Annotated in this window: 17 protein-coding genes and 1 tRNA gene; 5 read left to right on the plus strand and 13 right to left on the minus strand. The window is 70.7% G+C overall.

Features of this window, described 5'->3' with window-relative positions; all coding sequences use genetic code 11:
• Positions 1–40: 40 nt before the first annotated feature.
• Positions 41–1,597: an ABC-F family ATP-binding cassette domain-containing protein gene (locus B9Y95_RS15830; protein ID WP_085513254.1), complete on the plus strand. Its 1,557-nt coding sequence runs from the start codon at positions 41–43 to the stop codon at positions 1,595–1,597.
• 65 nt (positions 1,598–1,662) lie between these two features.
• Here B9Y95_RS15830 and prfA read toward each other — a convergent pair whose 3' ends face one another.
• The 9 genes from prfA to B9Y95_RS15875 all read right to left on the minus strand — a co-directional run bounded on the left by prfA (position 1,663) and on the right by B9Y95_RS15875 (position 13,441).
• Positions 1,663–2,742: a peptide chain release factor 1 gene (prfA, locus tag B9Y95_RS15835; RefSeq protein ID WP_085513256.1), complete on the minus strand. Its 1,080-nt coding sequence runs from the start codon at positions 2,740–2,742 to the stop codon at positions 1,663–1,665.
• Positions 2,743–2,851: 109 nt separating this feature from the next.
• Positions 2,852–5,071, minus strand: a complete 2,220-nt coding sequence (gene rho / locus B9Y95_RS15840; RefSeq protein ID WP_085513258.1) for a transcription termination factor Rho — start codon at positions 5,069–5,071, stop codon at positions 2,852–2,854.
• Between the two features lie 232 nt (positions 5,072–5,303).
• Positions 5,304–6,260: a homoserine kinase gene (thrB, locus tag B9Y95_RS15845; RefSeq protein WP_085513261.1), complete on the minus strand. Its 957-nt coding sequence runs from the start codon at positions 6,258–6,260 to the stop codon at positions 5,304–5,306.
• Positions 6,261–6,325: 65 nt separating this feature from the next.
• Complete coding sequence (locus B9Y95_RS15850; protein ID WP_079002763.1) at positions 6,326–7,645, minus strand: homoserine dehydrogenase; 1,320 nt, start codon at positions 7,643–7,645, stop codon at positions 6,326–6,328.
• Positions 7,642–9,048, minus strand: a complete 1,407-nt coding sequence (gene lysA, locus B9Y95_RS15855; protein ID WP_085513263.1) for a diaminopimelate decarboxylase — start codon at positions 9,046–9,048, stop codon at positions 7,642–7,644. Before lysA ends, B9Y95_RS15850 begins: the two co-directional genes overlap by 4 nt.
• A gap of 323 nt (positions 9,049–9,371) precedes the next feature.
• Entirely contained in the window at positions 9,372–10,139 is a 768-nt protein-coding gene (locus B9Y95_RS15860) for an LmeA family phospholipid-binding protein (protein ID WP_085513266.1), read from the minus strand.
• Between the two features lie 37 nt (positions 10,140–10,176).
• Positions 10,177–10,758: a hypothetical protein gene (locus B9Y95_RS15865; RefSeq protein WP_085513269.1), complete on the minus strand. Its 582-nt coding sequence runs from the start codon at positions 10,756–10,758 to the stop codon at positions 10,177–10,179.
• A 118-nt stretch (positions 10,759–10,876) separates the two neighbouring features.
• A complete protein-coding gene (locus B9Y95_RS15870) occupies positions 10,877–12,547 on the minus strand; it encodes an arginine--tRNA ligase (RefSeq protein WP_064295369.1) in 1,671 nt (556 codons plus the stop codon).
• Positions 12,548–12,607: 60 nt separating this feature from the next.
• Positions 12,608–13,441 carry a transglutaminase-like domain-containing protein gene (locus tag B9Y95_RS15875; RefSeq protein WP_085513270.1) on the minus strand — a complete coding sequence of 278 codons (834 nt, stop codon included), beginning with the start codon at positions 13,439–13,441 and terminating at the stop codon, positions 12,608–12,610.
• Between the two features lie 90 nt (positions 13,442–13,531).
• Here B9Y95_RS15875 and B9Y95_RS15880 point away from each other — a divergent pair.
• Both B9Y95_RS15880 and B9Y95_RS15885 read left to right on the plus strand, forming a co-directional pair.
• A tRNA-Arg gene (locus B9Y95_RS15880) sits at positions 13,532–13,606 on the plus strand.
• Positions 13,607–13,661: 55 nt separating this feature from the next.
• Entirely contained in the window at positions 13,662–14,330 is a 669-nt protein-coding gene (locus B9Y95_RS15885) for a 4'-phosphopantetheinyl transferase family protein (protein WP_085513272.1), read from the plus strand.
• A 5-nt stretch (positions 14,331–14,335) separates the two neighbouring features.
• On the opposite strand, the gene B9Y95_RS15890 is transcribed toward B9Y95_RS15885, so the two are convergent.
• On the minus strand, positions 14,336–15,670 hold the full coding sequence (locus B9Y95_RS15890; protein WP_085513274.1) for a M1 family metallopeptidase: 1,335 nt from the start codon (positions 15,668–15,670) through the stop codon (positions 14,336–14,338).
• Positions 15,670–19,674, minus strand: coding sequence for a Pls/PosA family non-ribosomal peptide synthetase (locus tag B9Y95_RS15895; protein ID WP_085513277.1), 4,005 nt, complete (start codon positions 19,672–19,674; stop codon positions 15,670–15,672). The genes B9Y95_RS15890 and B9Y95_RS15895 overlap by 1 nt, the downstream gene beginning before the upstream one ends.
• Positions 19,675–19,833: 159 nt before the next feature.
• Between B9Y95_RS15895 and B9Y95_RS15900 the strand changes: the two genes are divergently transcribed.
• A complete protein-coding gene (locus tag B9Y95_RS15900; protein ID WP_412458834.1) occupies positions 19,834–21,168 on the plus strand; it encodes an aminotransferase class III-fold pyridoxal phosphate-dependent enzyme in 1,335 nt (444 codons plus the stop codon).
• Between the two features lie 225 nt (positions 21,169–21,393).
• Here the strand turns inward: B9Y95_RS15900 and B9Y95_RS15905 are convergent, their stop codons facing one another.
• Complete coding sequence (locus B9Y95_RS15905) at positions 21,394–22,224, minus strand: DUF3097 domain-containing protein (RefSeq protein WP_071262446.1); 831 nt, start codon at positions 22,222–22,224, stop codon at positions 21,394–21,396.
• Positions 22,225–22,408: 184 nt separating this feature from the next.
• Positions 22,409–23,155 (minus strand): gamma-glutamyl-gamma-aminobutyrate hydrolase family protein, encoded by a 747-nt coding sequence (locus tag B9Y95_RS15910; protein WP_085513282.1) that lies wholly within the window; start codon positions 23,153–23,155, stop codon positions 22,409–22,411.
• 277 nt (positions 23,156–23,432) lie between these two features.
• Between B9Y95_RS15910 and B9Y95_RS15915 the strand changes: the two genes are divergently transcribed.
• Positions 23,433–25,505: a TPM domain-containing protein gene (locus B9Y95_RS15915; protein ID WP_085513284.1), complete on the plus strand. Its 2,073-nt coding sequence runs from the start codon at positions 23,433–23,435 to the stop codon at positions 25,503–25,505.
• Positions 25,506–25,527 lie beyond the last annotated feature (22 nt).

Below are 25,527 nucleotides of genomic sequence, written 5' to 3' on the forward strand. Positions count from 1 at the left end.
CCCGCATCCCACCCGCATCCCCGCTCCTCGAGAGGTCCCCATGAGTCTCATCCGCCTGCACGACGTCACCGTCCGGTTCGAGGAGCGCCCGGTGCTCCGCGACGTCTTCTTCCGGCTCGAGCCGGGCGACCGGGTCGGGCTCATCGGCCGGAACGGCTCCGGCAAGTCCACCCTCCTGAAGCTCGCGCTCGACCAGCTCCAGCCGGACTCGGGCGCCGTGACCATCGAGGACGGGACGCGGATCGGGTACTTCTCGCAGTTCTCGGAGCTCGACGGCAGCGCCACCATCACCGAGGTCCTCGAAGGACTCTTCGGTCACATCCACGCCATCGAGGCGGAACTCGCATCCATCGACGCCGCGATCGCCGCCGACCCGAACGACCTCGACGGGATGACGAAGCTCATCGAACGGCAGGCCGAGCTCTTCGAGGAGATGGAGCGCCAGGACGGCTGGGACTACCAGCGCCACATCGACACCGCCCTCACCACGCTCGGCTTCGATGCCGCGCGCCGCGTGCTCCCCATCGACTCGCTCTCCGGTGGTTGGCGCAACCGCGCGGCGCTCGCGAAGATCCTCCTCGAGCGCCCGGACGTCCTGCTCCTCGACGAGCCGACGAACTTCCTCGACGTCGCGGGGGTCGAGTGGCTCGAATCCTGGTTCGGTTCGTTCCGCGGCGCGGCGATCGTCGTCTCGCACGACCGGACCTTCCTCGACGCCGTGGTCACGCGCATCGTCGAGGTCGAGAACTTCCACCTCCACGAGTACCCCGGCAGCTTCGACGAGTACGTCGTCCAGAAGCAGTTCCGGCTCAAAAGCCTCGAGGCGCAGTTCGTCCACGAGTCCGAGCTGCTCGCTTTCGAGGCCGAGGGTATCTCGGACCGTCGCGAGGCGGCCAAGGCCGCCGGGAAGAAGGACCTCTCCTCGCAGCTGGCGAAGATCAAGAAGGCAAGACCGCCGCGTCCGGTCGACGACATCATCACCGACATCTATGGCGGCCTGCACATCAAGGACACGCTCTGCCGGATCCAGGGGCTCACGAAGGCCTACGGCGAGCACACGCTGTTCGACGGACTCGACCTCGAGATCGGCCGCCGCGAGCGCATCGTCGTCCACGGACCGAACGGCGCGGGCAAGTCCACGTTCCTCCGGATCCTCGAGGGCGACGAACGCCCCGACGCCGGTCACGTCACCTGGACCGGCGGGGTCCGTTACGCGTCCTACAACCAGATGGTCGACGAGCTGGACCTCACCGACACGGTCGCGCACGCCGTCGGCGCCATGCCCGACAGCCTCGCCTTCGCGGCGACGAAGAAGTCGGTGAACCGCTTCCTCGGCATGTTCCAGTTCTCCGACGCCGACCTCAAGCAGAAGATCGGCATGCTCTCGGGTGGGCAGCGCGCCCGCGTCGCCATGGCCCAGTGCCTGCTCTCCGGAGCGTCGGTGCTCCTCCTCGACGAGCCGACGAACCACCTGGACCTCGCGAGCACGCAGGTGATGGAGCGCGCACTCGTGCACTTCCCCGGCGCCATCGTCGTGGTCAGCCACGACCGGTTCTTCGCCGACAAGGTCGCGACGAAGCGACTGCGCATCGGCTGAACGACGAAAGCGCAGTCGTGGTCGTCATCCGAGAGGAATGACGACCACGACTGCGCTCTCGAGTCCTAGTCCTGGTCGCCGATGTCGGCCAGGCGCGCCTCCTCATCGGCGGTGATCGCCGACTCGATGATCGGGCCGAGCGCGCCGTTCATGACGCCGTCGAGGTTGTAGGCCTTGTACCCGGTCCGGTGGTCGGCGATGCGGTTCTCGGGGAAGTTGTAGGTGCGGATGCGCTCGGAACGGTCCATCGTACGGATCTGCGTCTTGCGGGCAGCGCTGTCGAGAGCGGCCTGCTCCTCCTGCTGACGCGCGAGGATGCGGGCGCGGAGCACGCGCATACCGGCCTCGCGGTTCTGCAGCTGGCTCTTCTCGTTCTGCATCGACACCACGATGCCGGTCGGCATGTGGGTGATGCGCACCGCGGAGTCCGTGGTGTTGACCGACTGACCGCCGGGGCCGCTCGACCGGTAGACGTCGATCTTCAGGTCGTTCTGGCTGATCTCGACCTCCTCCGGCTCATCGACCTCGGGGAAGACGAGGACACCCGTGGTGGAGGTGTGGATGCGGCCCTGGGACTCGGTGGCCGGGACGCGCTGCACGCGGTGCACGCCGCCCTCGTACTTGAGGTGCGCCCAGACACCCTGCGACGGGTCGGTCGCGTTCGACTTGATCGCCACCTGGACGTCCTTGTAGCCGCCGAGGTCGCTCTCGGTGCGTTCGAGGAGCTCGGTCTTCCACCCCTTGGACTCCGCGTAGTGCAAGTACATCCGGAGCAGGTCGGCGGCGAAGAGCGCGCTCTCGGCGCCACCCTCGCCACCCTTGATCTCCATGATGACGTCGCGGCCGTCGTCGGGGTCGCGCGGGATGAGCAGCCGGCGGAGCTTCTCCTGGTTGGTCACCAGCAGCTCTTCGAGCACCGGCACCTCCTCCGCGAACGCCTCGTCCTCCTTGGCGAGCTCGCGAGCGGCGTCGAGGTCCTCCTGCGTCGCCTGCCAGGTGTGGTAGGCCGCGATGATCTTCGACAGCTCGGCGTAGCGGCGGTTGATCTTCTTCGACCGCGCGGGGTCGGCGTGGACAGCCGGGTCGGCGAGCTGATCCTGGAGATCCTTGTGCTCGGCGACGAGCGTCTCAACTGATTCGAACATCGTTCTCTTCCTTCATCACCATCATGCGGCACCGGGGGCGAAACAGGACCGACCCCACCCGTTCCCGATGCCGGTGCGGCGCGGGTACGGATGGGGTCGGTCGGGACCGCTAGCGGTGGTTGTTCTCGTGTCCGTGGCTGTGCGAGGTCGGTGCGGGCATCGACTTCTGCATCTGGACGAGGAACTCCACGTTGGACGTGGTCTCCTTCAGCTTGCCGAGGACGACCTCGAGGGCCTGCTGCTGGTCGAGGCCGGCGAGGGCACGACGCAGCTTCCAGGTGACCTTGACCTCGTCGGGGGCGAGCAGCATCTCCTCGCGGCGGGTCGAGGACGCGTTGACGTCCACGGCCGGGAAGATCCGCTTGTCGGCGAGCTGGCGCGAGAGCCGGAGCTCCGAGTTGCCGGTGCCCTTGAACTCCTCGAAGATGACCTCGTCCATCTTGGAACCGGTCTCGACGAGCGCGGTCGCGAGGATCGTGAGGGATCCGCCGTTCTCGATGTTGCGAGCGGCACCGAAGAAGCGCTTCGGCGGGTACAGCGCCGCGGCGTCGACACCACCGGAGAGGATCCGACCCGATGCGGGTGCGGCCAGGTTGTAGGCACGACCGAGACGCGTGATCGAGTCGAGCAGCACGACGACGTCGTGGCCGAGTTCGACGAGACGCTTGGCGCGCTCGATCGCGAGTTCGGCGACCGTCGTGTGGTCCTCGGCCGGACGGTCGAAGGTAGAGGCGATGACCTCACCCTTCACCGTGCGCTGCATGTCGGTGACCTCTTCGGGACGCTCGTCTACCAGCACGACCATGAGGTGGACCTCAGGGTTGTTGATCGAGATCGCGTTGGCGATCTGCTGCAGGACGATGGTCTTCCCGGCCTTCGGCGGGGCGACGATCAGGCCGCGCTGGCCCTTGCCGATCGGTGCGACGAGGTCGATGATGCGCTGCGTGAGCTTCGTCTGCTCCGTCTCGAGACGGAGGCGCTCCTGCGGGTACAGCGGGGTCAGCTTGCCGAACTCGACGCGGGCGCCGGCCTCGTCGACGGACAGGCCGTTGACGGAGTCGACCTTGACGATCGCGTTGTACTTCTGGCGGCTGCTGCTGTCGTTGTCGCGCGGCTGACGGATGGCCCCGACGACGGCGTCGCCCTTGCGCAGGTGGTACTTCTTCACCTGGCCGAGGGAGACGTAGACGTCGTTGGTGCCCGGGAGGTAGCCGGAGGTGCGCACGAAGGCGTAGTTGTCGAGGACGTCGAGGATGCCGGCGACCGGGATGAGGACGTCGTCCTCGGCGATCTCGGGCTCGACGTCGTCGTTCTGCACGGATCCGCGACGCTTGCGGTCGCGGTAGCGGCTGCGGCCGCCACGACCCTCGGACTCGTCACCCTGGGGACCCTGGTTGCCCTGACCGCCCTGGTTGCCGCGGTTCTGCCCCTGCTGCTCCTGCTTGGCGTCGGCCTTCTGGCCGGCGTCGGCGTTCTGTCCACCGTTGTTCTGGTTGCCGTTGTTCTGGCCACCGTTGTTCTGGTTACGGCCACGGCCGCGACCGCGACGTCCGCCGGACGACTGGCCGTCCTGCTGCTCGCCGTCCTGGGTGTCGTCGGCGTCCGTGTTCGCGGCGTCGTCGTTCGAGTCCTGCTCGGAGGCGTTCTGGGCGGCGCGGTTCTGCTCGCCGCCGGCCTGCTCGCCGGCGCCCTGCTCAGCCGTGTTCTGCTCGGCGTCGTCGGCGTTGCGGTCGCGATCGCGTCCGCGACCACGACGGTTGCCGCGCGAACGCCTCGGCGTCTGCTCGGGGGTCGTCTCCTCGGCGCTCTGCGACTCAGCGGTCGTGGCGGCGTCATCGGGCTGCTCGGTGGGAGCCGCGTCGGCGGCAGCGGACGGCGCCTCGGCCTCGACCGGGGCGGGAGCGGCACCCGGCGCAGCCGGTGCCTCGACGACGGGGGCGCCGACGATCGGGGTCGCGTTCGGGGCGACGGTGGCCGTCGTGGCCCGGCGGGACTTGCGTCGCGCCGGCGGGGCCGCCTTCTCGGCACCGAAGGCCTGGTCGAGCGCGAGGTCGAGCTCGGGCAGCTTGGATTGCACCGGTGCCTCCGGCGCGACTTCGAGCGCGGAGACCGACTCGATGACGTCGGCGGTCTCGGTGGCCGCGGCGTCGGTGTCGGTGTCGGTGCTGTTCTGGATGGTCTGGATGGCTTCGACCAGCTCGCCCTTGCGGAGCTTCGAGGCTCCGGCCACTCCGAGAGCGGCGGCGAGACGCTGCAGGTCGGCGACCTTGAGCGTCTTCGGGTCGGCATCCAGCGAGACGCCTGAGGCGCCTTCGTTGACGTCTGTCACGTGTGTCTTCCTTCCCTTGCGTCGAGACAGAGCTGTCTCGCGCAGGCGGCGATCGCACCGGAATCCTGTGCGGCGGGTGGGTGATGTTCACACGACGCAGAGCCTGTGCGGATAGCCCGGTGCGACGACCCGGCGGAGCGCTGCTCAGCAGGATGGAAACACGGTGGGACCCGAACAGACGCGATCAATTGGTGCGAAAGCGATGATTGTGCGGAATTGCCCCGGAAGCCGGTTACGCCGAAGAGGCGGGATGGGCCGGGTGCCCTCCCACTGTAGCACCCTTGAAGTCGACCGCGAGCATGAGCGACTGCCACGGGGTGGTGGCGTGCTCGGCGACCAGTGCAGTGGCTTCGAGGCGTCGTCCGGGATCGTCTGCGAGCACGAGGATCGACGGACCGGCGCCGGACACGACGGCGGCGAAGCCGTGCTCGCGCAGCAGCGTGATGAGGGTGTTCGTCTCGGGCATCGCTGCGGCGCGGTAGCTCTGGTGGAGGCGGTCCTCGGTGGCCGCGAGCAGGAGCTCTGGGCTCTGCGTGAGCGCGGCGACGAGGAGCGCCGATCGCGAGACGTTGAACGCCGCGTCGGCGTGCGGCACGTTGGCGGGCTGCAGGCTGCGGGCGAGTTCCGTGGACATCGTGTGCTCGGGGACGAGCACGAGCGGCGAGACCCCGCGGTGCACGATGAGCTTCTTGTGCTGCGGACCGTCTTCCGTCGTCCACGCGATCGTCAGACCGCCGAACAGCGCCGGAGCGACGTTGTCGGGGTGACCCTCCATCTCCGTCGCGAGCCTGAGGAGGTCGTCCGGACCGAGCTCGACCCGACCCTCGAGGAGCCCCTTCGCCGCCATGATGCCGGAGACGATCGCGGCGCCCGAGGAACCGAGGCCGCGGCCGTGCGGGATGACGTTCCGAGCGACGACGTCGAGGCCGGGGAGGTCGTGGCCGTAGGCACGCAGAGCATGCGCGATCGCGGTGATCACGAGGTTCGACGCGTCGGTCGGCACCTCGCCGGCGCCGACGCCGATGACCTCCACGAACACGCCCGGCTCCTCGCGGACCGTGACGGTCAGCTCGTCGTACAGCGCGAGCGCCAGACCGAGCGTGTCGAAGCCGGGGCCGAGGTTGGCGGTGGTCGCCGGCACCTTCACGGTGACGGTGCGTCCGATCGCAAGCGGTTCGGTGTGACTCATAGGGATGCCTGCAATCTGGTGAGAGGTCGGCGAGCGACGCGGTCGGTGGTCGTGCGGTTCGGCACCTACTCGGCTCCTTCGACCCGGAGCACGGACACGACCCGCTCGACGTGGGCGTTCGAGGCGAGCTGCTCGACCGTGGCCGCGAGGGCCGATTCGAGCGCCCGGTGGGTGCCGATGACCAGGGTAGCGGTCGACAGCGTCCCGTCCGAGGAGGCCACGGACTGCTGGAAGGTCTCGACCGAGACGCCGCCGTCGCTGAGGATCCCCGCGACCGCGGCGAGCACGCCGGGTTCGTCGGCCACCTCGAGGGTGACCTGGTATCGCGTCGTGACGCGGCCGATCTCGAGGACCGGCAGGTCGGCGTGCGTGGACTCGCCGACACCGGGGCCGCCGGCGACGTGACGGCGGGCCGCCGAGACGAGGTCGCCGAGCACCGCGGATGCGGTCTCCTTGCCACCGGCGCCGGCGCCGTAGAACATCAGGCTCCCGGCGTTCTCGGCCTCCACGAACACGGCGTTGTTGCCGCCGTGCACTGCGGCGAGTGGGTGCTCCCGACCGATGAGCGCCGGGTAGACGCGGGCGGACAGGCCCTCCTCGCCGGTGGTCTCGTCGACGATGCGCTCGGCGATCGCGAGCAACTTGATGACGTAGCCCTCGCTGCGGGCGAGGTCGACCTGCGCCTTCGTGATCCCGGTGATGCCCTCACGGTGGACGGCCTCGACGGGGACGGTGGTGTGGAAGGCGAGACTCGCCAGGATGGTCGCCTTCTGCGCCGCGTCGTAGCCCTCGACGTCGAGCGTCGGGTCGGCCTCGAGGTAGCCGAGCTCGCTCGCGACGGCTGCCGCGTCCTCCATCGTGTCGCCGAAGCGGTCCATCCGGTCGAGCATGTAGTTCGTGCTGCCGTTGACGATGCCGAGCACCCGGTTGATGCGGTCGCCCGCGAGGCTCTCCCGCAGGGGTCGGATGATCGGGATCGCCGCGGCGACGGCCGCCTCGTAGTACAGCTGGGCGCCGACCTGCTCGGCGGCGTCGAACAGTTCTGGGCCGTGCGTCGCGAGCAGCGCCTTGTTGGCGGTGACGATGTCGGCACCGGCGTTGATGGCCTGCAGGATGTGGCTGCGCGCCGGCTCGATGCCGCCGATGAGCTCGATCACGATGTCGGCGCTCAGGATGAGCTGCTCGGCATCGGTCGTGTACAGCTCCTTCGGCAGGTCGACGTCGCGAGGTGCGTCGACGTCGCGCACGGCGATGCCGATGAGCTCGAGGCTCGCTCCGGCTCGGGACGCCAGTTCGTCGGCATGCTCGAGCAGCAGACGCGCCACCTGCGAGCCCACCGATCCAGCGCCCAGGAGGGCGACCTTCAGTCCGCGGTATTCGATCATTCCGTGTCCAATCCCGCATCGCGGCTGAGGAGGTCGTGCTCGGTCTCGCCCCGCACGATGACGCGGGCCGCGCCACCCGACACGGCGACGACGGCCGGGCGACCGAGGTAGTTGTAGTTGCTCGCGAGGGACCAGCAGTAGGCACCGGTCGCGGGGACGGCCAGGAGGTCGCCGTCGCGGACGTCGGCTGGCAGGTAGTCGGCGTTCACGACGATGTCGCCCGACTCGCAGTGTTTGCCGGCGATCCGGACGAGCGCGGGGGACGCGTCGCTCACCCGATCGGCGATCCGGACCGTGTAGTCCGCGCCGTACAGCGACGGCCGGGCGTTGTCGCTCATCCCGCCGTCGACGCTGACGTAGCGTCGGACGGCCGTCTCGCCCTCGTCGTTCCAGGCGACGACGACGTCCTTGATCGTGCCGACCTCGTAGAGCGTGATGCCGGCGCCGCCGATGATCGCGCGTCCCGGTTCGAAGGCGAGCTTCGGGATCCGGACGCCGTGGAGGTCTGCCGCCGCCTGGACACCGGCGAGGATGTCCGCCGCGAGCTGCTCGATCGGCGTCGGGTCGTCGGCGCTGGTGTAGGCGATGCCGAAGCCGCCACCGAGGTTGAGCTCGGGCACGGGGCCGCCCTCGAGCAGGCGGGCGTGGACGGCGAGCAGCCGGGCGGCGGATTCGGCGAACCCGTCGGACCCGAAGATCTGGGAGCCGATGTGGCAGTGGAGTCCGAGGAAGTCGAGCGAGGCGTGGGACCGGATGCGCGCGACGGCGGCGGCGGCGTCCTCGAGCGGCAGGCCGAACTTCTGGTCCTCGTGGGCGGTCGCGAGGTACTCGTGCGTGTGGGCGTGGACGCCGCTGTTCACGCGCAGGCGCACCGACTGGACCCGGCCGGCGCGCTCGGCCGCCGCGGCCACACGGTCGATCTCGGTGAGGCTGTCGAGCACGATCGCGCCGATCCCGACGCCCACGGCTCGCTCGATCTCCGCGACCGACTTGTTGTTGCCGTGGAAGCCCAGCTGGGCCGGATCGGTCCCGGCGGCGAGTGCGACGGCGAGTTCTCCGCCGCTGCAGATGTCGATGCGGAGGCCCTCCGCCGTCATCCAGCGCGCGACCTCGGCCGAGAGGAACGCCTTCCCCGCGTAGTAGACGGCGACACTCGTGCCGCGGGCGGCCGCCTCACGCTCGAACGCCTCTCGCAGCGTGCGGGCGCGGGCCCGGGCGTCGTCCTCGTCGACGACGTAGAGCGGCGTGCCGAAGCGTTCCTGGAGCGTGCGGACGTCGACGCCGCCGAGCTGCAGGAGGCCGTCGGTGTCGCGGGCGGCCGACGCCGGCCACACGGCTGGATCGAGCGCGTTCGGATCGACGGGCTCGGCGAGCCAGTCGGGGGCGAGGGGGTTTCTGGCCACGGGGGTGTCCTGAGTCCTGTTGAGCGGAAAAGGAGGTTCTCGTTGGGCGAGCGGACCCGGTTTGGCCCCTGAAGCACCGATTTGCAGAGCACCGAAGAAGGTGGATGCGTACGGCCCGGTGGTTGGTGATCCCGGTCGTCCGCATCCATCGTCGCTCGGTTGGAACGACTGAGGTGGAACACGGGCCGCAAGGCCCGACGGCACACCTCACCGCCCGGTCGGAGCAGTGGGTGTGTGGAAAGTCTAGCGAGACGTGCGTGCCCGTGCAGCATCGTGACGTCGGGTGGCCCGCTCCCCTCCGCCGCCGGGTGGAGGGGCGAGGTTCAGTCGCAGCTGCCGAGCGTCTGCAGCGACGCCTCGTCGAGCCGGAGCGTCGTCGAGGTCAGGGTGGCGGTCGCCGCCTCCGGCGTCACCGCGAGTCCGTCGAGGTCGACCCCCTCCGGCAGGTACTGGGCGACGCAGATGCTCGGCGGCTCGCCCTGCAGGAAGCCGGTCACGAGCGCCCGTAGGTCGATGACGCCGAGGAGGCCGGTGTCGACGTTCACGGACGTCGGCATGAGGTTCACGCGGTCGGCCGTGGTGGTCGGCGCCACGGAGAAGTCGTACGGGATCGTGAACCCGAGGACGGTCGCCTCACCCGCGTACCCGATCTCGTCGTCGCCGAGGGTGAGCGTACCCGGGAGCCCGGCCGTCTTGGCGAGGTCCGCCGCTCCGGCAGCGTCGATCCTGATGGTCGCCACCACCCGACCGATGGTCTGCTCCGGGTCGAGGGGGACCCGGTCGGCACTGACGCGGAGGTCCAGCGGGACGCCGTCGACGCTCGCGTCCGGTGCACGCAGGTCGACGTGCTCGAACGTTCCGGCGAGGTACTGGGCGATGACCGAGGCACCGCCGATCGACACGGCCACGTCGGCGTCGACGTTGTCGGGCAGACTCTGCTCGATCTGCGTCGCGACGCGCTCCTCGGCGACGCCGCGCACGATCGTGTCGGCGATCAGGAACGCGCCGACCAGGATGACGAGCACCCCGACGACGATGACGATCGGAAGCCAGGGACGCCTGCGCTTACCCGACGGTTGCTGCTCACTCATGTTCCGAGGGTAGCGAACCGTCGTCTCCGTGGACGCGTCAGCAGGCCTGGTCGAGCTCGACCTCCGGCATGTCGAGCACCCTGCCGCTGAATCGCTCCCAGTCGGCAGCCGAAGTGGGGTACAAGGCAGCCAGCGTGAACCCTTCCAGCTCGGTGAGGTTCGAGTCTTCCAAGGAACTCTTCGTCAGGACCTCCGGGGAGGTGAACGCCGCACGAACCGGGTCACCGGGGATGACGAAGGCCGGCGCGACCGTCTTCCCGCCCTCGCCCCGGACGACGACGGAGAGTGCCCCGTCGATCTGCAGCATGCTTGCGCCCACCTCCTCGAGCTCGATCTCGAACGGCGCGCACTGCACCGGAGGCGAGACGATGTTCTGGAGGTAGTCCATGGTGCCGACGCTGCCGGCGTGCAGGCCGTCGGGGAACTGCAGGCGGATCGAGACGCCGGACCCTTCCGTCCCGAACGGTGCGAACGCTCGGAGGTCCGCGGCCGACGCGGAGGTCGCGCTCGGCGTCGCAGTGCCGGGAACGCCCGAGCCCTGGCCGACACAGCCGGCGAGCGACAGGGCCGCCGCGATCACGACGACGACGAGGGATGGGCGGGAGGTGAGGCTGCGCATCCTGTCACGCTACCGAAGGACTCGCCGCACGGACAGCGCACACCGGAGGACGGCGCGAGCGCAGGACCGTTCCCGAGGAACCGTCCTGCGCTCGCGCGGATCTCCTGCTGCGGGGAAGCTACATACGCTCCGGCGCGGAGACGCCGAGGAGCGCCAGCCCGTTGCGGATGACAGTGCCGGTCGCGTCGTTCAGCCAGAGGCGCGTGCGGTGCAGGTCGGTGACCGGCTCCTCACCCATCGGGACGACCCGGCAGCTGTCGTACCACTTGTGGTACAGGCTCGCGGTCTCCTCCAGGTGCCGGGCGACGCGGTGCGGCTCGCGCAGCTGTGCGGCCTGCGCGACGATCCGCGGGAACTCCTGGAGGACGCCGAGGAGCGCCGACTCCGTCTCGTGGACGAGCAGCTCCGGTGCGAAGGCGCTGCGGTCGACCCCGGCGGATGCGGCGTTGCGCGCCACCGAGTTCGTGCGGGCGTGCGCGTACTGGACGTAGAAGACGGGGTTGTCGTTCGTCCGACTGCGGAGCTGCTCCGGGTCGAGGGCCAACGGCGAATCGGCCGGGTAGCGACCGAGCGAGTACCGCAGGGCGTCCGTCCCGATCCAGGCCTGCAGGTCGTCCAGCTCGATGATGTTGCCGGCCCGCTTGGAGAGTCGGGCGCCGTTCACGCTCACGAGCTGCCCGATGAGCACCTCGATGTCGCGGTCCGGATCGTCTCCGGCCGCACCCGCGAGGGCCTTCAGCCGGTGGACGTAGCCGTGGTGGTCGGCGCCGAGCAGGTAGATCTTGTGCTGGAAGCCGCGGTCGCCCTTGTTCAGGTAGTACGCGGCGTCGGCGGCGAAGTAGGTGTATACGCCGTTGGAGCGACGGATGACGCGGTTCTTGTCGTCGCCGAAGTCGGTCGTGCGCACCCAGACGGCGCCCTCCTCGTCGAACACGTGCCCCTGCTCGCGCAACCGGTCCACGGCCTGGTCGATGAGGCTCGTGCCGTCCTCGCCCGTCGCGTGGAGCGTGCGCTCGCTGAACCAGACGTCGAAGTGGACGTTGAAGCGCTCGAGGGACGCGCGGATCTCACCGAGCTGCAGGGCGTAGGCGCGTTCCCGCGCGACCTCGCGGGCGTCCGGACGCTCGAGGAGGTCGGGGATCTCGGCCAGCACTGTCTTCGCGAGGTCGCCGATGTACGCCCCGGGGTAGCCGCCCTCAGGCGTCGGCTCCCCCTTGGCCGCGGCGAGGATCGAGTCCGCGAAGGTGTCCATCTGGTTGCCGGCGTCGTTGATGTAGTACTCGCTGACGAGCGTCGCGCCGGACGCGCTCAGGACGCGCGCCAGGGAGTCGCCGAGCGCGGCCCAGCGTGTGTGGCCGATGTGGAGCGGGCCGGTCGGGTTGGCTGAGACGAACTCGATGTTGATGGTCTGGCCGGCGAGGCTGTCGTTGCGGCCGAACGCGTCGCCGGCGTCGACGATCACCTTCGCGAGCGCACCCGCGGCAGCGGCGTCGAGGCGCACGTTGATGAACCCGGGTCCGGCGACCTCGACCGAGGCGACGCCGTCGACCTGCACGAGCGCGTCGGCGAACTCCTGCGCGAGCTCGCGCGGGTTCGCACCCACCCGCTTCGCGAGCTTCATCGCGATGTTGCAGGCCCAGTCGCCGTGATCGCGGTTCTTCGGACGCTCCAGCACCACGTCGTCGACCGACACCGCGACCTCGTCGGTGATGCCCGCCGCCTCGCGTCGTCGTTCGACGATCGGAACGACGATGGCGTGCAGGGCGGAGGCGAGGTCTTCAGGAGTCACGAGGAGCGATTCTACCCGGGCGCGTCGCACCGGCGACACGGTGGTCCTCGGGGGCGACCGTCAGGCGAGCACGACCGCCTGCACCGGGTCGTCGGCGGGCAGGACGTCGATCAGGGCGTCGATCCGCATGTCCTCGACGGTCACGTTGCCGTGATGGTTGCTCAACCAGGCCACGTCCGCGGCGTCGCGTCCGGTGGCGATGCGGACGAGCGACTGGCGCGGTGCCAGGCCCGTCGCGTCGACCACGTGCCAGGCGCCGTCGACGAAGCCCTCGGCGACCGCGTGGAAGTCCATGGGGACGAGACCCGGGGCGTAGACCGCGGCGTACCGGGCCGGGATGTCGAGCGCCCGCAGCATCGCGATGGTCAAGTGCGCGAAGTCCCGGCACACGCCACGCCCCGCGGCCAGAGTCGACACCGCACTGTCCGACACGGTCGTGGAGCCGGAGACGTAGGAGAGGTGTCGCCCGACCCACGCTGCCACCCATGGCAGCACCTGCAGACCGCCGGACACCGTGCCGTCCTCGTGCAGGCGACGGTGCTCGAGGAGGTAGCCGAGCTCGGAGCGCGCGAGCGAGAACAGCGCGTCCGACTCGCAGTACCGGCTGGGACGGAGGTAGGTCACGGTCTCCAAGGTGTCCACGGGACGCGGCACGGCCTGCCCGACGACCACCGCCTCGTAGTCGACCTGCAACCGGCCGGGCTCGGCGATGACCCGGTGGAGTCGTGTGTCGTCCGGACCCACGATCTCGGTGACGGCGCACGGGCCGTCCGAGGAGTGCACCTGCAGTCGCTCGCTCGCCAGCGGGGTGCCGCCGGCTGCAGCGATGGAGAAGATGAGGTCGGCTCGATCGTGCACCCGCAGATCGAGCGACGCGGTCAGGGTGCGCTGCATGACCTCATTGTTCCACGCGACGGGCGACGCGAAACCCGCACGCCTCCGGTACCGGCGTGGGTCCCGACTCTGGTAGCTTGGACACGTTCCGCCTTCGTAGCTCAGCGGAAGAGCGCTTCCCTCCGGAGGAAGAAGTCGCTGGTTCGAATCCAGTCGAGGGCACCATCACCATCTCGCGAGGTCCTGCTTCGCATCGCTCCGACTCCGGGACGCGGGGGCCATGCACCGAGCCGATCCCCTCCCGCGGCCGACGGTCCGCTTCCTGCGCTGGGCCGGCGCCGCTGAGCTCGACCTCGCCGGCACGGCCGCCCGGCTGGACCCGTCCGCCCGTGACCGCCTCGACACCTCGTCCGCGACCGCGGCCCGTCGGTTCCTGTTCGGTCGCGCACTGCTCGTGCGCACCGTCGCGGAGACGATCGGCACCGACCCCGAGCGGATCGAGGTCACGGCGTTCTGCCCGGACTGCGCTCGCGCGCACGGACGACCACGGGTGCGCTTCGGAGACCGGACCGTCCAGGTGAGCGTCTCCCACACCGCCGACGCCTCCGCCGTGGCGGTGTCGATCGAGCACCCTGTCGGTGTCGACGTCGAACGGCTCGACGCGGCCCGGTTCGCCGGGGTCGAGGACGTCGCCCTCACCCCCGCGGAACGGGAGCAGTGGCAGCGGCTCCCGGACCGACGACGCCTCCGGGCGCTCGCCGAGCGTTGGACGGCGAAGGAGGCCGTGACGAAGGCTCTCGGTACGGGCCTCACGACCGATCCCGCGACGATCGACCTCGGGCCGGGTGCCACACCACACGTCTCCGAGACCGCGGGTCACCGCTTCGTCATCGACCACCCGGAGCCCGCGCCGGGATTCGTCGTCGCGACGGCCCTCCTGCTCCGCTGACCGGTTCAGCCGACGGGGAAGGGCGGGAGCGTCTCCTGGAAGAGCCACGCGTCGAGGAGCGGCTCGACCGGTGCCGGTGCATGTCGATCGGCCGTCCGGATGAAGTCGTCCGTCGACACGCTCGAGTGCCGGAAGGACGCCACCCAGTCACGCAGGAGGTCGAAGAACGCCTCGTCGCCGAGCAGTCGGCGCACGGCGTGCAGGGCGATCGCGCCCCGCTTGTAGACCCGGTCGTCGAACATGTCCGCTGGGCCCGGATCGCCGACGACGAGGTCCTGCGGTGCCCGTCGGAGCGCTGCGTAGTGCGCCCGGGCACAGGCGTCGGCGCTCTCGGCCCCCGACTCCTCCGACCACAGCCACTCGGCGTAGCAGGCGAAGCCCTCGTGCAACCAGATGTCCCGCCAGGCGGCGATCGTCAGGCTGTTCCCGAACCACTGGTGGGCGAGCTCGTGCGCGATCAACCGCTCCGAACCGCTGACGCCGTCGACGTGGTTGCGGCCGAACACGCTCATCCCCTGCGCCTCGAGTGGGATCTCCAGCACGTCGTCGGTGACGACGACGCCGTAGCTGCCGAAGGGGTAGGGGCCGAAGGCGCGCTCGAAGCACGCCAGCATGTCGACCTGGTCGGCGAAGTCGTGTCGGAACCGCGCGGTGAGGTCGCGCGGCAGGTGCGCGACGACCGGCACCGTGCTCGTCGCGACCCGAGCGCTGACGGCGAGCCGCTGGTACCGGCCGATCTGCACCGTCGCGAGGTAGGCGGCCATCGGTTCGGGCTGCTCGTAGACCCACGTGGTCCGGCTCGCGCGGGCGACCCGCGACACCAGCTCTCCGGGGGCGACGACCGTGTACGCCGACGATGCCGTGACACTGATCCGGTAGGACGACTTGTCCGAGGGGTGGTCGTTGCAGGGGAACCAACTCGATGCGCCGCACGGCTGAGACGCCACGATCACCCCGTCCTCGAGTTCCTCCCAGCCGATCTCGCCCCAGGGGCTCCGCACAGGACGGGGCGCACCCGAGTACCGGACGAGCACGGAGAACTCGGCGCCGTCCGCGATGGTGTTCCGGGGCGTCAGCGTGAGCTTGCCCGAGCCGTGCGTCCGCTTCGCCTCGACCCCGTCGACCTGGACACGCGTGACGCGCAGCGCGGCGAGGTCGAGCGAGAAGCGCGTGAGCTCCTCCGTCGCGACGGCGGTGAGTCGAGCCGTCCCGGACAGGGCGTTGCGGTCGACGTCGTAGTCGAGTTCCAGCTCGTACCGTACGACACGGTAGCCACGGTTCCCGCTGGAGGGCGTGTAGGGGTCGCCTGCGCTCCGCAGACGGGCGAGAGCCTCCCCCATCAGGACGCGACCTGGGGCTCCCGGTACTCCGCCGTCGTCACCTCGCGCCACGGGCCGATCGGGTTGCCGCTCCACCGGGTGCCCGCCGGGACGCGTTCTCCGCGCATGACGAGCGAGGCCGGTCCGACCGTCGCGTCGTCGTCGATCCGCGCTCCGGGGAGGATGACGCTGTGCGGCCCGAGCGTGGCGCCCGATGCGAGTTCGACCTGATCCATACTCATGATTCGATCATGGAACAGGTGCGTTTGCACAACGCAGCCCCGGTTGACCGTCGCGCCGTCGCCGAGCCGGACGAGGTCGGCCTCCGGAAGCCAGTAGCTCTCGCACCAGACCCCACGACCGATGCGGGCTCCGAGCGAGCGCAACCACCAGGTGAGGGCGGGGGTGCCGGTGGCTGGTGCCGCGAACCACGGCGCCGCGACCATCTCGACGAAGGTGTCGGACACCTCGTTGCGCCAGATGAACGAGGACCAGAGCGGGTGCTCCCCTGTCCGGATCGGGCCGACGATCACCCACTTGGCGACGGTCGTGATCCCCGCCGCGACCGCGCCGGCGGCCAGGAGCACGGCTCCGCTGACGGCGATCGCGACGCCGAGACCCCAGGTGTCGGCGAACCAAGCGAGGGCGAGGAGCACCAGGAGCGCGATGCCCGTCGTCACCATGACGGGGACGATGCGGCACAGCTCCCACAGTGCACGGGCGATCCGGAGCCGGAGCGGCGGGTCGTAGGTGCGGTCGAGATCGGCGTCGGACACCTGCCGCCGGAGCCGCATCGGTGGGCTCCCGAGCCAGGACGAGCCGGACTTGGCCTTCCGCGGTGCGGCCGACAGGACAGCGACGAGCCCGTTCTTGGGAACGTGCATGCCGGGGCCCGCCATGCCGGAGTTGCCGAGGAAGGCGCGCTTGCCGACGGACGCACCGGCGATCCGCATCCACCCGCCGCCGAGCTCGTAGGAGGCCACCATCGTGTCGTCCGCGAGGAACGCACCGTCGCCGACGGTCGTCATCCGCGGGAGGAGGAGCACCGTCGACGCCTCCACGTTGCGCCCGACCTTCGCCCCGAGCAGGCGGAGCCAGACGGGCGTGAAGAGGCTCGCGTACAGGGGGAAGAGGAGGGTGCGCGCGGCGTCCAGGAGCCGCTCCGTTGCCCACACCTGCCAACCGACCCGACTGCGCACCGGGAAGTAGCCCTCGCTGAGACCGAGTCCGAGCAGCCGGACCAGGCCGATCGTGCTGATCGCCAGGACGATGAACCACACGAGGGTGGCGACGGGCACCCAGAGCAGCGCGCGCCAGGAGAACTCGAGCAGGCTGGTCGCTCCCGACGCGCCGGCCGCCACGACCGCCGCCGCCAGCACGAAGGCGAGGAACGGCAGCACCGACAGCAGCGCCGATCCCGCGCCGTACGCGAACAGCCAGTGTCGGCGGCGCGGGGGTCGTTCGGTCGGCCACACCGGTTTCGCCTTACCGACGCGGACGGCGGGCGACCCTGACCACAGGTGTCCGGAGGGGACGCGGCCGAAGACCGACGATCCTGGAGCGATCTCCGCACGCTTGCCGATCCGGGTGCCGGCGAGCAGGGTACTGCGAGCGCCGACCGTGCTCTCGGCGCCGATGTGGACGTGGCCCAGTCGGAGCGTGTCGCCGTCGACCCAGTAGCCGCGGAGGTCGACCTCGGGCTCGATCGATGCGCGCGCCCCGACGGTGAGGAACCCGGTGACCGGCGGCACGCTGTGGAGGTCCGCGTCGGCACCGATCTTCGCGCCGAGCGCCCTGGCGTAGCTCGAGATCCAGGGGGCTCCGGCGAGACTCACCGCGCCGACCGTGTCGGCGACGCGTTCGGCGAGCCAGAGTCGCACATGGACCGAGCCGCCGCGCGGGTAGTCGCCCGGGCGGACGCCGACGAGGAGGAGCTTCGCCGCGATCACGGAGATCGCCATGCGTCCGATCGGAGTGATGACCACGAGGAAGCCGAGGGCGATCCACCACCACGAGACCATGGGGAGGTACGGGACATCCGCTACGAGGCCGAGGACCCGACTGCCGGCGAGCAGGTACACGAGCCACCGGAGTCCGACGAGGATGAGGAGCGGGACACCCAGGAGGGTCTGTGCCCACTGAGTCGCGAGCGGCGTCGGGAGCACGGGGTCCGCGACGGCCGCCCGACTGCGACGCTCGGGGCGTCGGCCGTCGAGTTCGGCGGCCATCGCGCCGAGTCGGGGGTGGCCGTAGATGTCGGCGACCGTGAACTCGGCGTCCCGGGTGCGGATGAGCGAGACGAGCTGCGCGGCTGCCAGGCTCCCGCCGCCCAGGCTGAAGAAGTTGTCGCTCTCGGCTGTGACCCGGACACCGAGGACGGCCGTCCACTGCTCGGCGAGCCACGCGGCGGTGCCCGACAGGGTCGAGGCGTCCTCCCCGTCGGCGGCGTCCAGCGGCCACGGCAGCGCGGCCCGGTCGACCTTGCCGGAGGTGCGGGTGGGCAGCTCGCCGACGACCGCGAGGAGCGGGACGAGCGGTGCCGGGAGCTGCTCACGGAGGGTGTCGAGCGCCCGCTCGACGGAGAACCCGTCGCGGTCGGGCACCGCGAGGTACCCCACGAGGACGGCGTTCCCGGCGGCGGTGCGCTGGACGGCTGCTGCCGCACCCGAGACGCCCGGCAGCGCCTGCAGGGCGGCCTCGATCTCCCCGAGTTCCACGCGTCGGCCGCCGATCTTCACCTGGTCGTCCGCGCGCCCCTGGAACACGAGTCCTGCGGCCTCGTAGCGGACGAGGTCGCCGCTCCGGTACGCCCGCGACCACCCGATGCTCGGCATGGGCGCATACCGTTCGGCGTCCTTCGCGGGGTCGAGGTACCGGGCGAGTCCGACGCCGCCGATGATGAGCTCGCCGACGCCGCCCTCCTCGACCGGGATGCCCTCGGCGTCGACCACGGCGAGGTCCCACCCGTCGAGCGGCAGTCCGATCCGCACGGGCTGCTCGCCGGTCAGCAGCGCGGCGCAGGCGACGACGGTGGCTTCGGTTGGTCCGTAGGTGTTCCAGACCTCGCGGCCGTCCACGGCCAGCCGGGCGGCGAGCTCCGGCGGGCAGGCCTCGCCGCCGAAGATGAGCATGCGGATGTTCTCGAGGGATTCGGCGGGCCACATCGCCGCCAGCGTGGGCACCGTCGACACCACGGTGATGCCCTTCGCGGTGAGCCAGGGTCCGAGGTCCATGCCGCTGCGGACGAGCGAGCGCGGCGCCGGGACCAGGCACGCGCCGTGTCCCCAGGCGAGCCACATCTCCTCGCAGGATGCATCGAAGGCGACGGACAGGCCGGCCAACACACGATCACCGGGGCCGAGGGGTTCCGTCTGGAGGAAGATCCGCGCCTCGGCATCGACGAACGCGGCAGCAGAGCGGTGCGAGACGGCGACGCCCTTCGGCGTGCCCGTCGATCCGGAGGTGAAGATGATCCAGGAGTCGTCGTCGAGTCGCGGTGGTTCGAGGACCGGGATCGCCCGGGTGCCCGGGTGGGGTGCCGCGCCCGTCGCGAGTTGCACCCGGTCGGGATCGGCGCCGTCATCGGCCGGGTCCTCCGTGCTTCGGCGCGAACGCTCGAAGACACCGCCGTCGACCAGGACGCCGACGACGGCCGCCTCACCGAACACGAGTCGTGCCCGCTCCTCCGGGTCGTCGGCGTCGACGGGCACGTAGGCCGCTCCGGTGAACAGGATCCCGAGGATCCCGAGGTAGAGGTCGCGGGTGCCCGAGGCGATCCGGACACCGACCCGGTCACCGCGCCGGACCCCGGCGGCGAACAGCCCGGCCGCGACCCGCTCGGCGCTGAGGACGAGCTCGCGGTAGCTGAGCGCCCCCTCCGCGTCCTCGATCGCCGAGGCCTCGGGGTGCGACGCGGCGACGTCACGGAGGACGTCGAGCAGGGTGCGTTCGGCCGGTGCGCGCACGCCACCGAGCAGCGCGGGCTGCCGCTCGATGAGGAGGGCGGTGCTGGTGTCGGCGTCCATACGCGATCCCCTGTCGTCCGGCTGTTCAGCGCCGCCAACGGTAGGCAGCGCGCATGGACGGTTGGTGAACACCAGTCAACCGCCAGATGTCGTGGAATCGTCGGCGACGCTCCGTCAGCCCCCGGCGTCCTCGGAGGGCGCGCGCCTACCATGGCCTGCATGACCATCGACTACTCCGTGCCCCAGGAACGCCAGCTCGTGACCGCCATCCCCGGCCCCCGATCGCTCGCCCTCACGGAACGGCGCCGCCGGGCGGTGTCACGCGGTGCCGGCAACCTCGCGCCGGTGTGGATGGACCACGGTTCCGGCGGCATCCTCGTGGACGTCGACGGCAACCACATCATCGACCTCGGAACGGGCATCGGTGTGACGACCATCGGACACGCCAACCCCGATGTCGCCGCGGCAGCAGCCGAGCAGGCGACGAAGCTCACGCACACGCTCTTCACCGTGACGCCGTACGAGAACTACCTGCGCGTCGCGGAGAAGCTGTCCGAGATCACGCCGGGCGACTTCGAGAAGCGCTCGATCCTCCTGAACTCCGGTGCCGAGGCCGTCGAGAACGCGGTGAAGATCGCGAAGAAGTACACCGGACGTCGCGCGATCGTCGCCCTCGACCACGCCTTCCACGGACGCACGAACCTGACGATGGCGATGACCTACCGGTCGGCGCCCGAGCGCCTCGGGTTCGGTCCGTTCCCCGGCGAGATCTACAGTGTCCCGCTCTCCTACCCCTTCCGCGACGGACTCGACGGACCGGCGGCTGCCGAGGTGACGATCGACTACATCGAGCGGCACATCGGTGCGAGTGAGGTCGCCGCGTTCTTCGCCGAACCGGTCCTCGGCGACGGCGGCATCGTCATCCCCGCGCCCGGCTACTTTGCGCGCATCAGCGAGTGGTGCACCGAGAACGGGATCGTGTTCGTCGCCGACGAGATCCAGGCCGGCATCGGACGCACGGGTGCCTGGTACTCGATCGAGCACCACGGCGTCGTGCCCGATCTCATCACGAGTGCCAAGGGCATCGCCGGCGGCTTCCCGCTGTCGGCCGTGACCGGGCGTGCCGAGATCATGGACGCCGTCCAGCCCGGTGGCATCGGCGGCACCTTCGGCGGCAACCCGGTGTCCACGGCGGCCGCGCTCGCGACGTTCGAGGTCATCGAGCGCGAGGACCTGTTGGGCGAGGCCCGTCGGGTGGAGGCGACCCTGCGATCGCTCATCGGTGACTGGGCCGAGCGCTTCGACATCGTCGGCGAGGTCCGGATCATCGGTGCCATGGCCGGCGTCGAGTTGGTCGTCCCCGGCACGAAGCAGCCGCACCCCACGGCACTGCAGACCGTCATCGACGCGGCGATCGCCCAGGGTGTGCTCGTGCTCGACGCCGGTTCCTGGGACTCGGTGCTGCGACTCCTCCCGAGCGCGGTCATGTCCGACGAGCTCCTCCGCGACGCGGTGTCCGTCCTCGAGGACGCCCTGCGTCAGGTCGCCTCCTAGCGGCAGCGGTCGCCGTCGATGGTGAGGTCGTCAGCGCGGTGCGCTGACGCGAGCGCGAGTCTCTGCCCGCCGAACCCTTCCGTCAGCGCGGTGCGCTGACGCGAACCCTCCCGAATCGGCGCGGGCGCGGCCTGGGCACGCGAGCGCGGGCCTCCGGAGGGGCGCGCTCGCGGCTGCGCCTCGCGGTGACGTCAGCGCACCGCGCTGGTGCAACCGACGAACGGGTCAGTCGACGGTGACGAAGTCGATGAGCTGCTCGACGCGACCGAGGAGCTCCGGCTCGAGGTCGTTGAAGGTCCGGACCTGACCGAGGATGCGCTTCCAGGCACGGGCGATGTCGGCCTGCGAGTCGTGCGGCCAGCCGAACGCCTGGCAGATGCCCTTCTTCCACTCGATGGAGCGAGGGATGGTCGGCCACTCGCGCAGGCCGACCCTGGCGGGCTTCACGGCCTGCCAGACGTCGACGTACGGGTGCCCGACGATGAGGACGTTCCGGCCGTTCGGTCCGGCCATGACGGCGTCGGCGATCCGCTGCTCCTTGGAGCCGGGGACCAGATGGTCCACGAGGACGCCGACACGGCGGTCTGGGCCCGGCCGGAACTCGGCGAGCGCGGCGTCGAGGTGGTCGACGCCCGCGAGGTATTCGACGACGACGCCCTCCACGCGCAGGTCGTCGCCCCAGACCCGCTCGACGAGTTCCGCATCGTGGCGGCCCTCGACGAAGATCCGGCTCGCGCGAGCCACCCGAGCGGTCGTCTCCACGGCGAAGGACCCGGAGGCGGTGCGCGCCCGCCCGGTCGGTGCACGCTTCGGCACGACGAGGACGACGGGCTCACCCTCGAGGAGGAACCCTGCCCCCATGGGGAACACGCGCCGTTTGCCGCGGTAGTCCTCGAGCTCGACCGTCTTCGCCTCGACGCGCGTGATCGCGCCGCAGAAGCCGCCGAGTTCCTCGACCACGAGGTCGGTCACCGCCTCGACCTCACGGGCCACCACGCGGTTCTTCTTCCGCCAGTCCCCCGCGAGGACGTCCTGACCGTACCTGTCTTCGAACACCCGTCAACGCTAACCAACCCTCCGACCTTTCTCAGGACGGCCTCGGCGTGGCGCGGCCGACACGCCGCGATCCAGGCTCGACACGCCGACGCCGTCCTGAGTTGGGGACAGGTCGAGCGGTGGGTCGTCTGCAGTGGAGGGCCTCCTGGCAGGGGAAGCCGCCCGGTGCGGAGACACACCCCGACTAGGCTGCGGCGCGCTCGGCCTCGCGGGCGAGACCGCCGAGCAGGAGCCCGAGCTGGTCGTCCACGGTGCCGGGGTCCTCCGGGTGCCACTGCACGCCGGTGATCGGCAGGGTGCGGTGCTCGATCGCCTCGACGGTGCCGTCGGAGGCCCAGGCGACGGCACGCAGACCCTCGCCGAGCTCGCCGACCGACTGGTGGTGGGCGCTCTGCACCTGGAGGTGACGGGCACCGAGTCGGAACGCGAGGGCACTCGAGGCGTCGAGCTCGACCTCGTGCGGGGTCATGCTCTCATCGACCGGGACACCCTCGTTGCGGTGGGCGCTGTGCTCACCGAGGTCCTGCACGAGCGTCCCGCCGAGGGCGACGTTGATGATCTGGTGACCGCGGCAGATCCCGAGCAGCGGTGTGCCCCGCTCGGCGGCGCGACGGGCGACCGCCAGCTGGGCGCGGTCGGCCTCGGGGAAGTGCTGCCCCTCGGCGCGGTAGCCGGTGGTTCCGCCGTACTGGGCGGGATCGATGTCGGCTCCGCCCATGATGACGACGGCGGAGGCCCCGTCGGTCGAGGCGAGGAGCGCATCTGTCCCGAGGTCGTGCGCGGCCAACCGGGTCACGCGCCAGCCGGCCCGTTCGGCGGCGGCGATGGTCCGTCCGACGAGGATCTGCACGTACTCGTGGTATGCCTGGTCGTCCTCACGGAACCTGGTGACCTCGACGAGCGCCAGCATGGGTGAGACGTGTCCTTGCATGATGCTCCTTCCAGGGGTTCCGTGATGTGACTCGACCAGTCTCGCCGGGCGGATGCCCTCGCGCGAGTGGCCGCGTCACGGTCGGTAACAGAGTCCGTCACGGTCGGTGACAGCGTCGCGGTCGGTGTCGGCCACGTCCCGTCACCGCCGTATAGCACAGCTCTGGTTCGGTGCGCTCACTGGGAGCCCGCTGTAGAGATGTCGAGGGCCCGGACCTAGACTCGGAACCGAGCCGCGGGGTGGGGCTCCAGGGTCCGAACGAGTGACGAGGTGGCCGATGCGGGTTCGCTGGGCGGTATCGATCTGGGCGTTCTGCGTGGCCGTGCTCCTCGGAGCGGGGACCACCGCCGCCTGGGCGGAGAGCCCGGTGCAGCTCGGGGCCGGGCGCGTGAGCGACAGCGCGGGCGTCCTCAGCAGCGGCGAGGTCACCGAGGTCACGACGGCCGTCGACGACTTGGCCGCGGATCACGGCGTCGACCTCTGGGTGGTCTATGTGCCGACCTTCACCGACCCGAGCGATGCCGAGTCCTGGGCGAACCAGACCGCCAAGGACAACAACCTCGGACCGAACCAGTACCTGCTGGCCGTGGCGACCGAGGACCGCGCCTACTACCTCTCCGGCGACTCCAGCGGACCGGTGAGCGGCGATCAGCTGACCGAGATCGAGCAGCAGCGCATCCTGCCGCAGCTGCGTGACGAGAACTGGGCCGGGGCCGGCGTCGCTGCCGCCGAAGGCCTGGGTGCCGCCGTCGGCGGCGGGTCGATCGGAGGCACCGGTGGCGGCTCAGGGGGCTCGGCCGGGTGGCTGACCATCCTGCTGATCGTGGTCGTCGCCGTCGTGGCCGTCGTCCTCCTGGTCGTCTTCCTCCGCCGGCGCCGCGGTGCGAACGGCGGCAGCGCCGTGACCGCGGGCCAGCAGGGGGCACCGGCCGACCCGCTGACCATCGCCCCGATCCCCGAGCTCGAACGACTCGCCGGCAGTGCGCTCGTCCAGACCGACGACGCCGTCCGGACGAGCGAGGAGGAGCTCGGCTTCGCGACCGCCTCCTACGGCGAACAGGCCACGGCGGCGTTCACCGCCGCCCTCGCCGGAGCGAAGGACGACCTCTCGCAGGCCTTCGCACTCAAGCAGCGGCTCGACGACGCCGAGCCGGACACGGAGCAGCAACAGCGCGACTGGAACCTCCAGATCATCCGGCTCTGCGAGCACGCGAACCACGTGCTCGACGAACAAGCCGCCTCATTCGACGAGCTCCGCGCGCTCGAGAAGAACGCACCCGCCGCGGTCGAGGAGCTGCGAGCCAGGGCGGCTGCGGCCGGACCGACGGTGACGGCCGCGCAAGACGCGGTGCACGCCCTGCAGCAGCGTTACAGCCCCGATGCGCTCATCACCGTGATCGACAACCCGGCGCAGGCGACCGAGCGACTCGCCTTCGCCACCGCGGCGATCTCCGACGCAGCTGCACGACTCGCCGCCGGAGACTCGGGCGAGGCCGCCGTCGGCATCCGAGCCGCCGAGGAAGCGCTCGACCAGGCCACCCAGCTCACCGGGGCCGTGAAGCGGCTGCAGGCCGACCTGACGACCGCCGAGCAGCACCTCGCCGCCCGACTGGCCGAGTTGGACGGGGACGTCGCCGCGGCTGGCGGCCAACCGGATCCGACCGGCACCCTCGCCGCGGCGGTCGCGAGCACCACCGCGACGGTCTCCCAGGTTCGCGGCGCGCTCGGCGCACCGAACAACCCGATCGCCCTCCTCGCCCGCCTGGATGCGGCGAACACGCAGATCGACGGCGCGCTAAAGGGGGTGCGCACCGCGGCGGAGCAGCGACAACGCGCCGCAGCCGCCCTCGGACAGACCCTGCAGACGGCGGGCGCGCAGGTGTCGGCTGCGGAGGACTTCATCGTCTCGCGGCGTGGAGCCGTCGGCCCGGAGGCCCGGACGCGCCTCGCCGAGGCCGGCCGCACCCTCGTGCAGGCCCAGGGCCTCGCCGCCAACGACCCGACGCAGGCGCTCTCCCTCGCCCAGCGTGCCAACTCGCTCGCGAGTCAGGCGGTGCAGCTCGCCCAGGCCGACCTCGGGCAGTTCCAGAGCCAGTCGGCGGGCGGACTCGAGGGGATGTTCGGTGGCGGCCAGGGTCAGCACGGTGGCAACGGGATGCTCGGTGCCGTCCTCGGCGGCATCCTGATCAACTCCGTCCTCGGCGGCGGCGGGTCCCGTTCCGGCGGCGGCATGTTCGGCGGCGGCGGATCGAGCGGCGGCATGTTCGGCGGCGGCTCCGGCCGTTCACGCAGCGCCGGCAGCTTCGGTGGCGGCGGCACCCGTTCCCGACGCGGCGGCGGTCGCTTCTGATCCGCTGCACCACCCACATCAT

Origin of the sequence: Plantibacter flavus (genome assembly GCF_900177615.1) — a bacterium.
In the GTDB taxonomy this organism is placed as follows: domain Bacteria; phylum Actinomycetota; class Actinomycetes; order Actinomycetales; family Microbacteriaceae; genus Plantibacter; species Plantibacter flavus.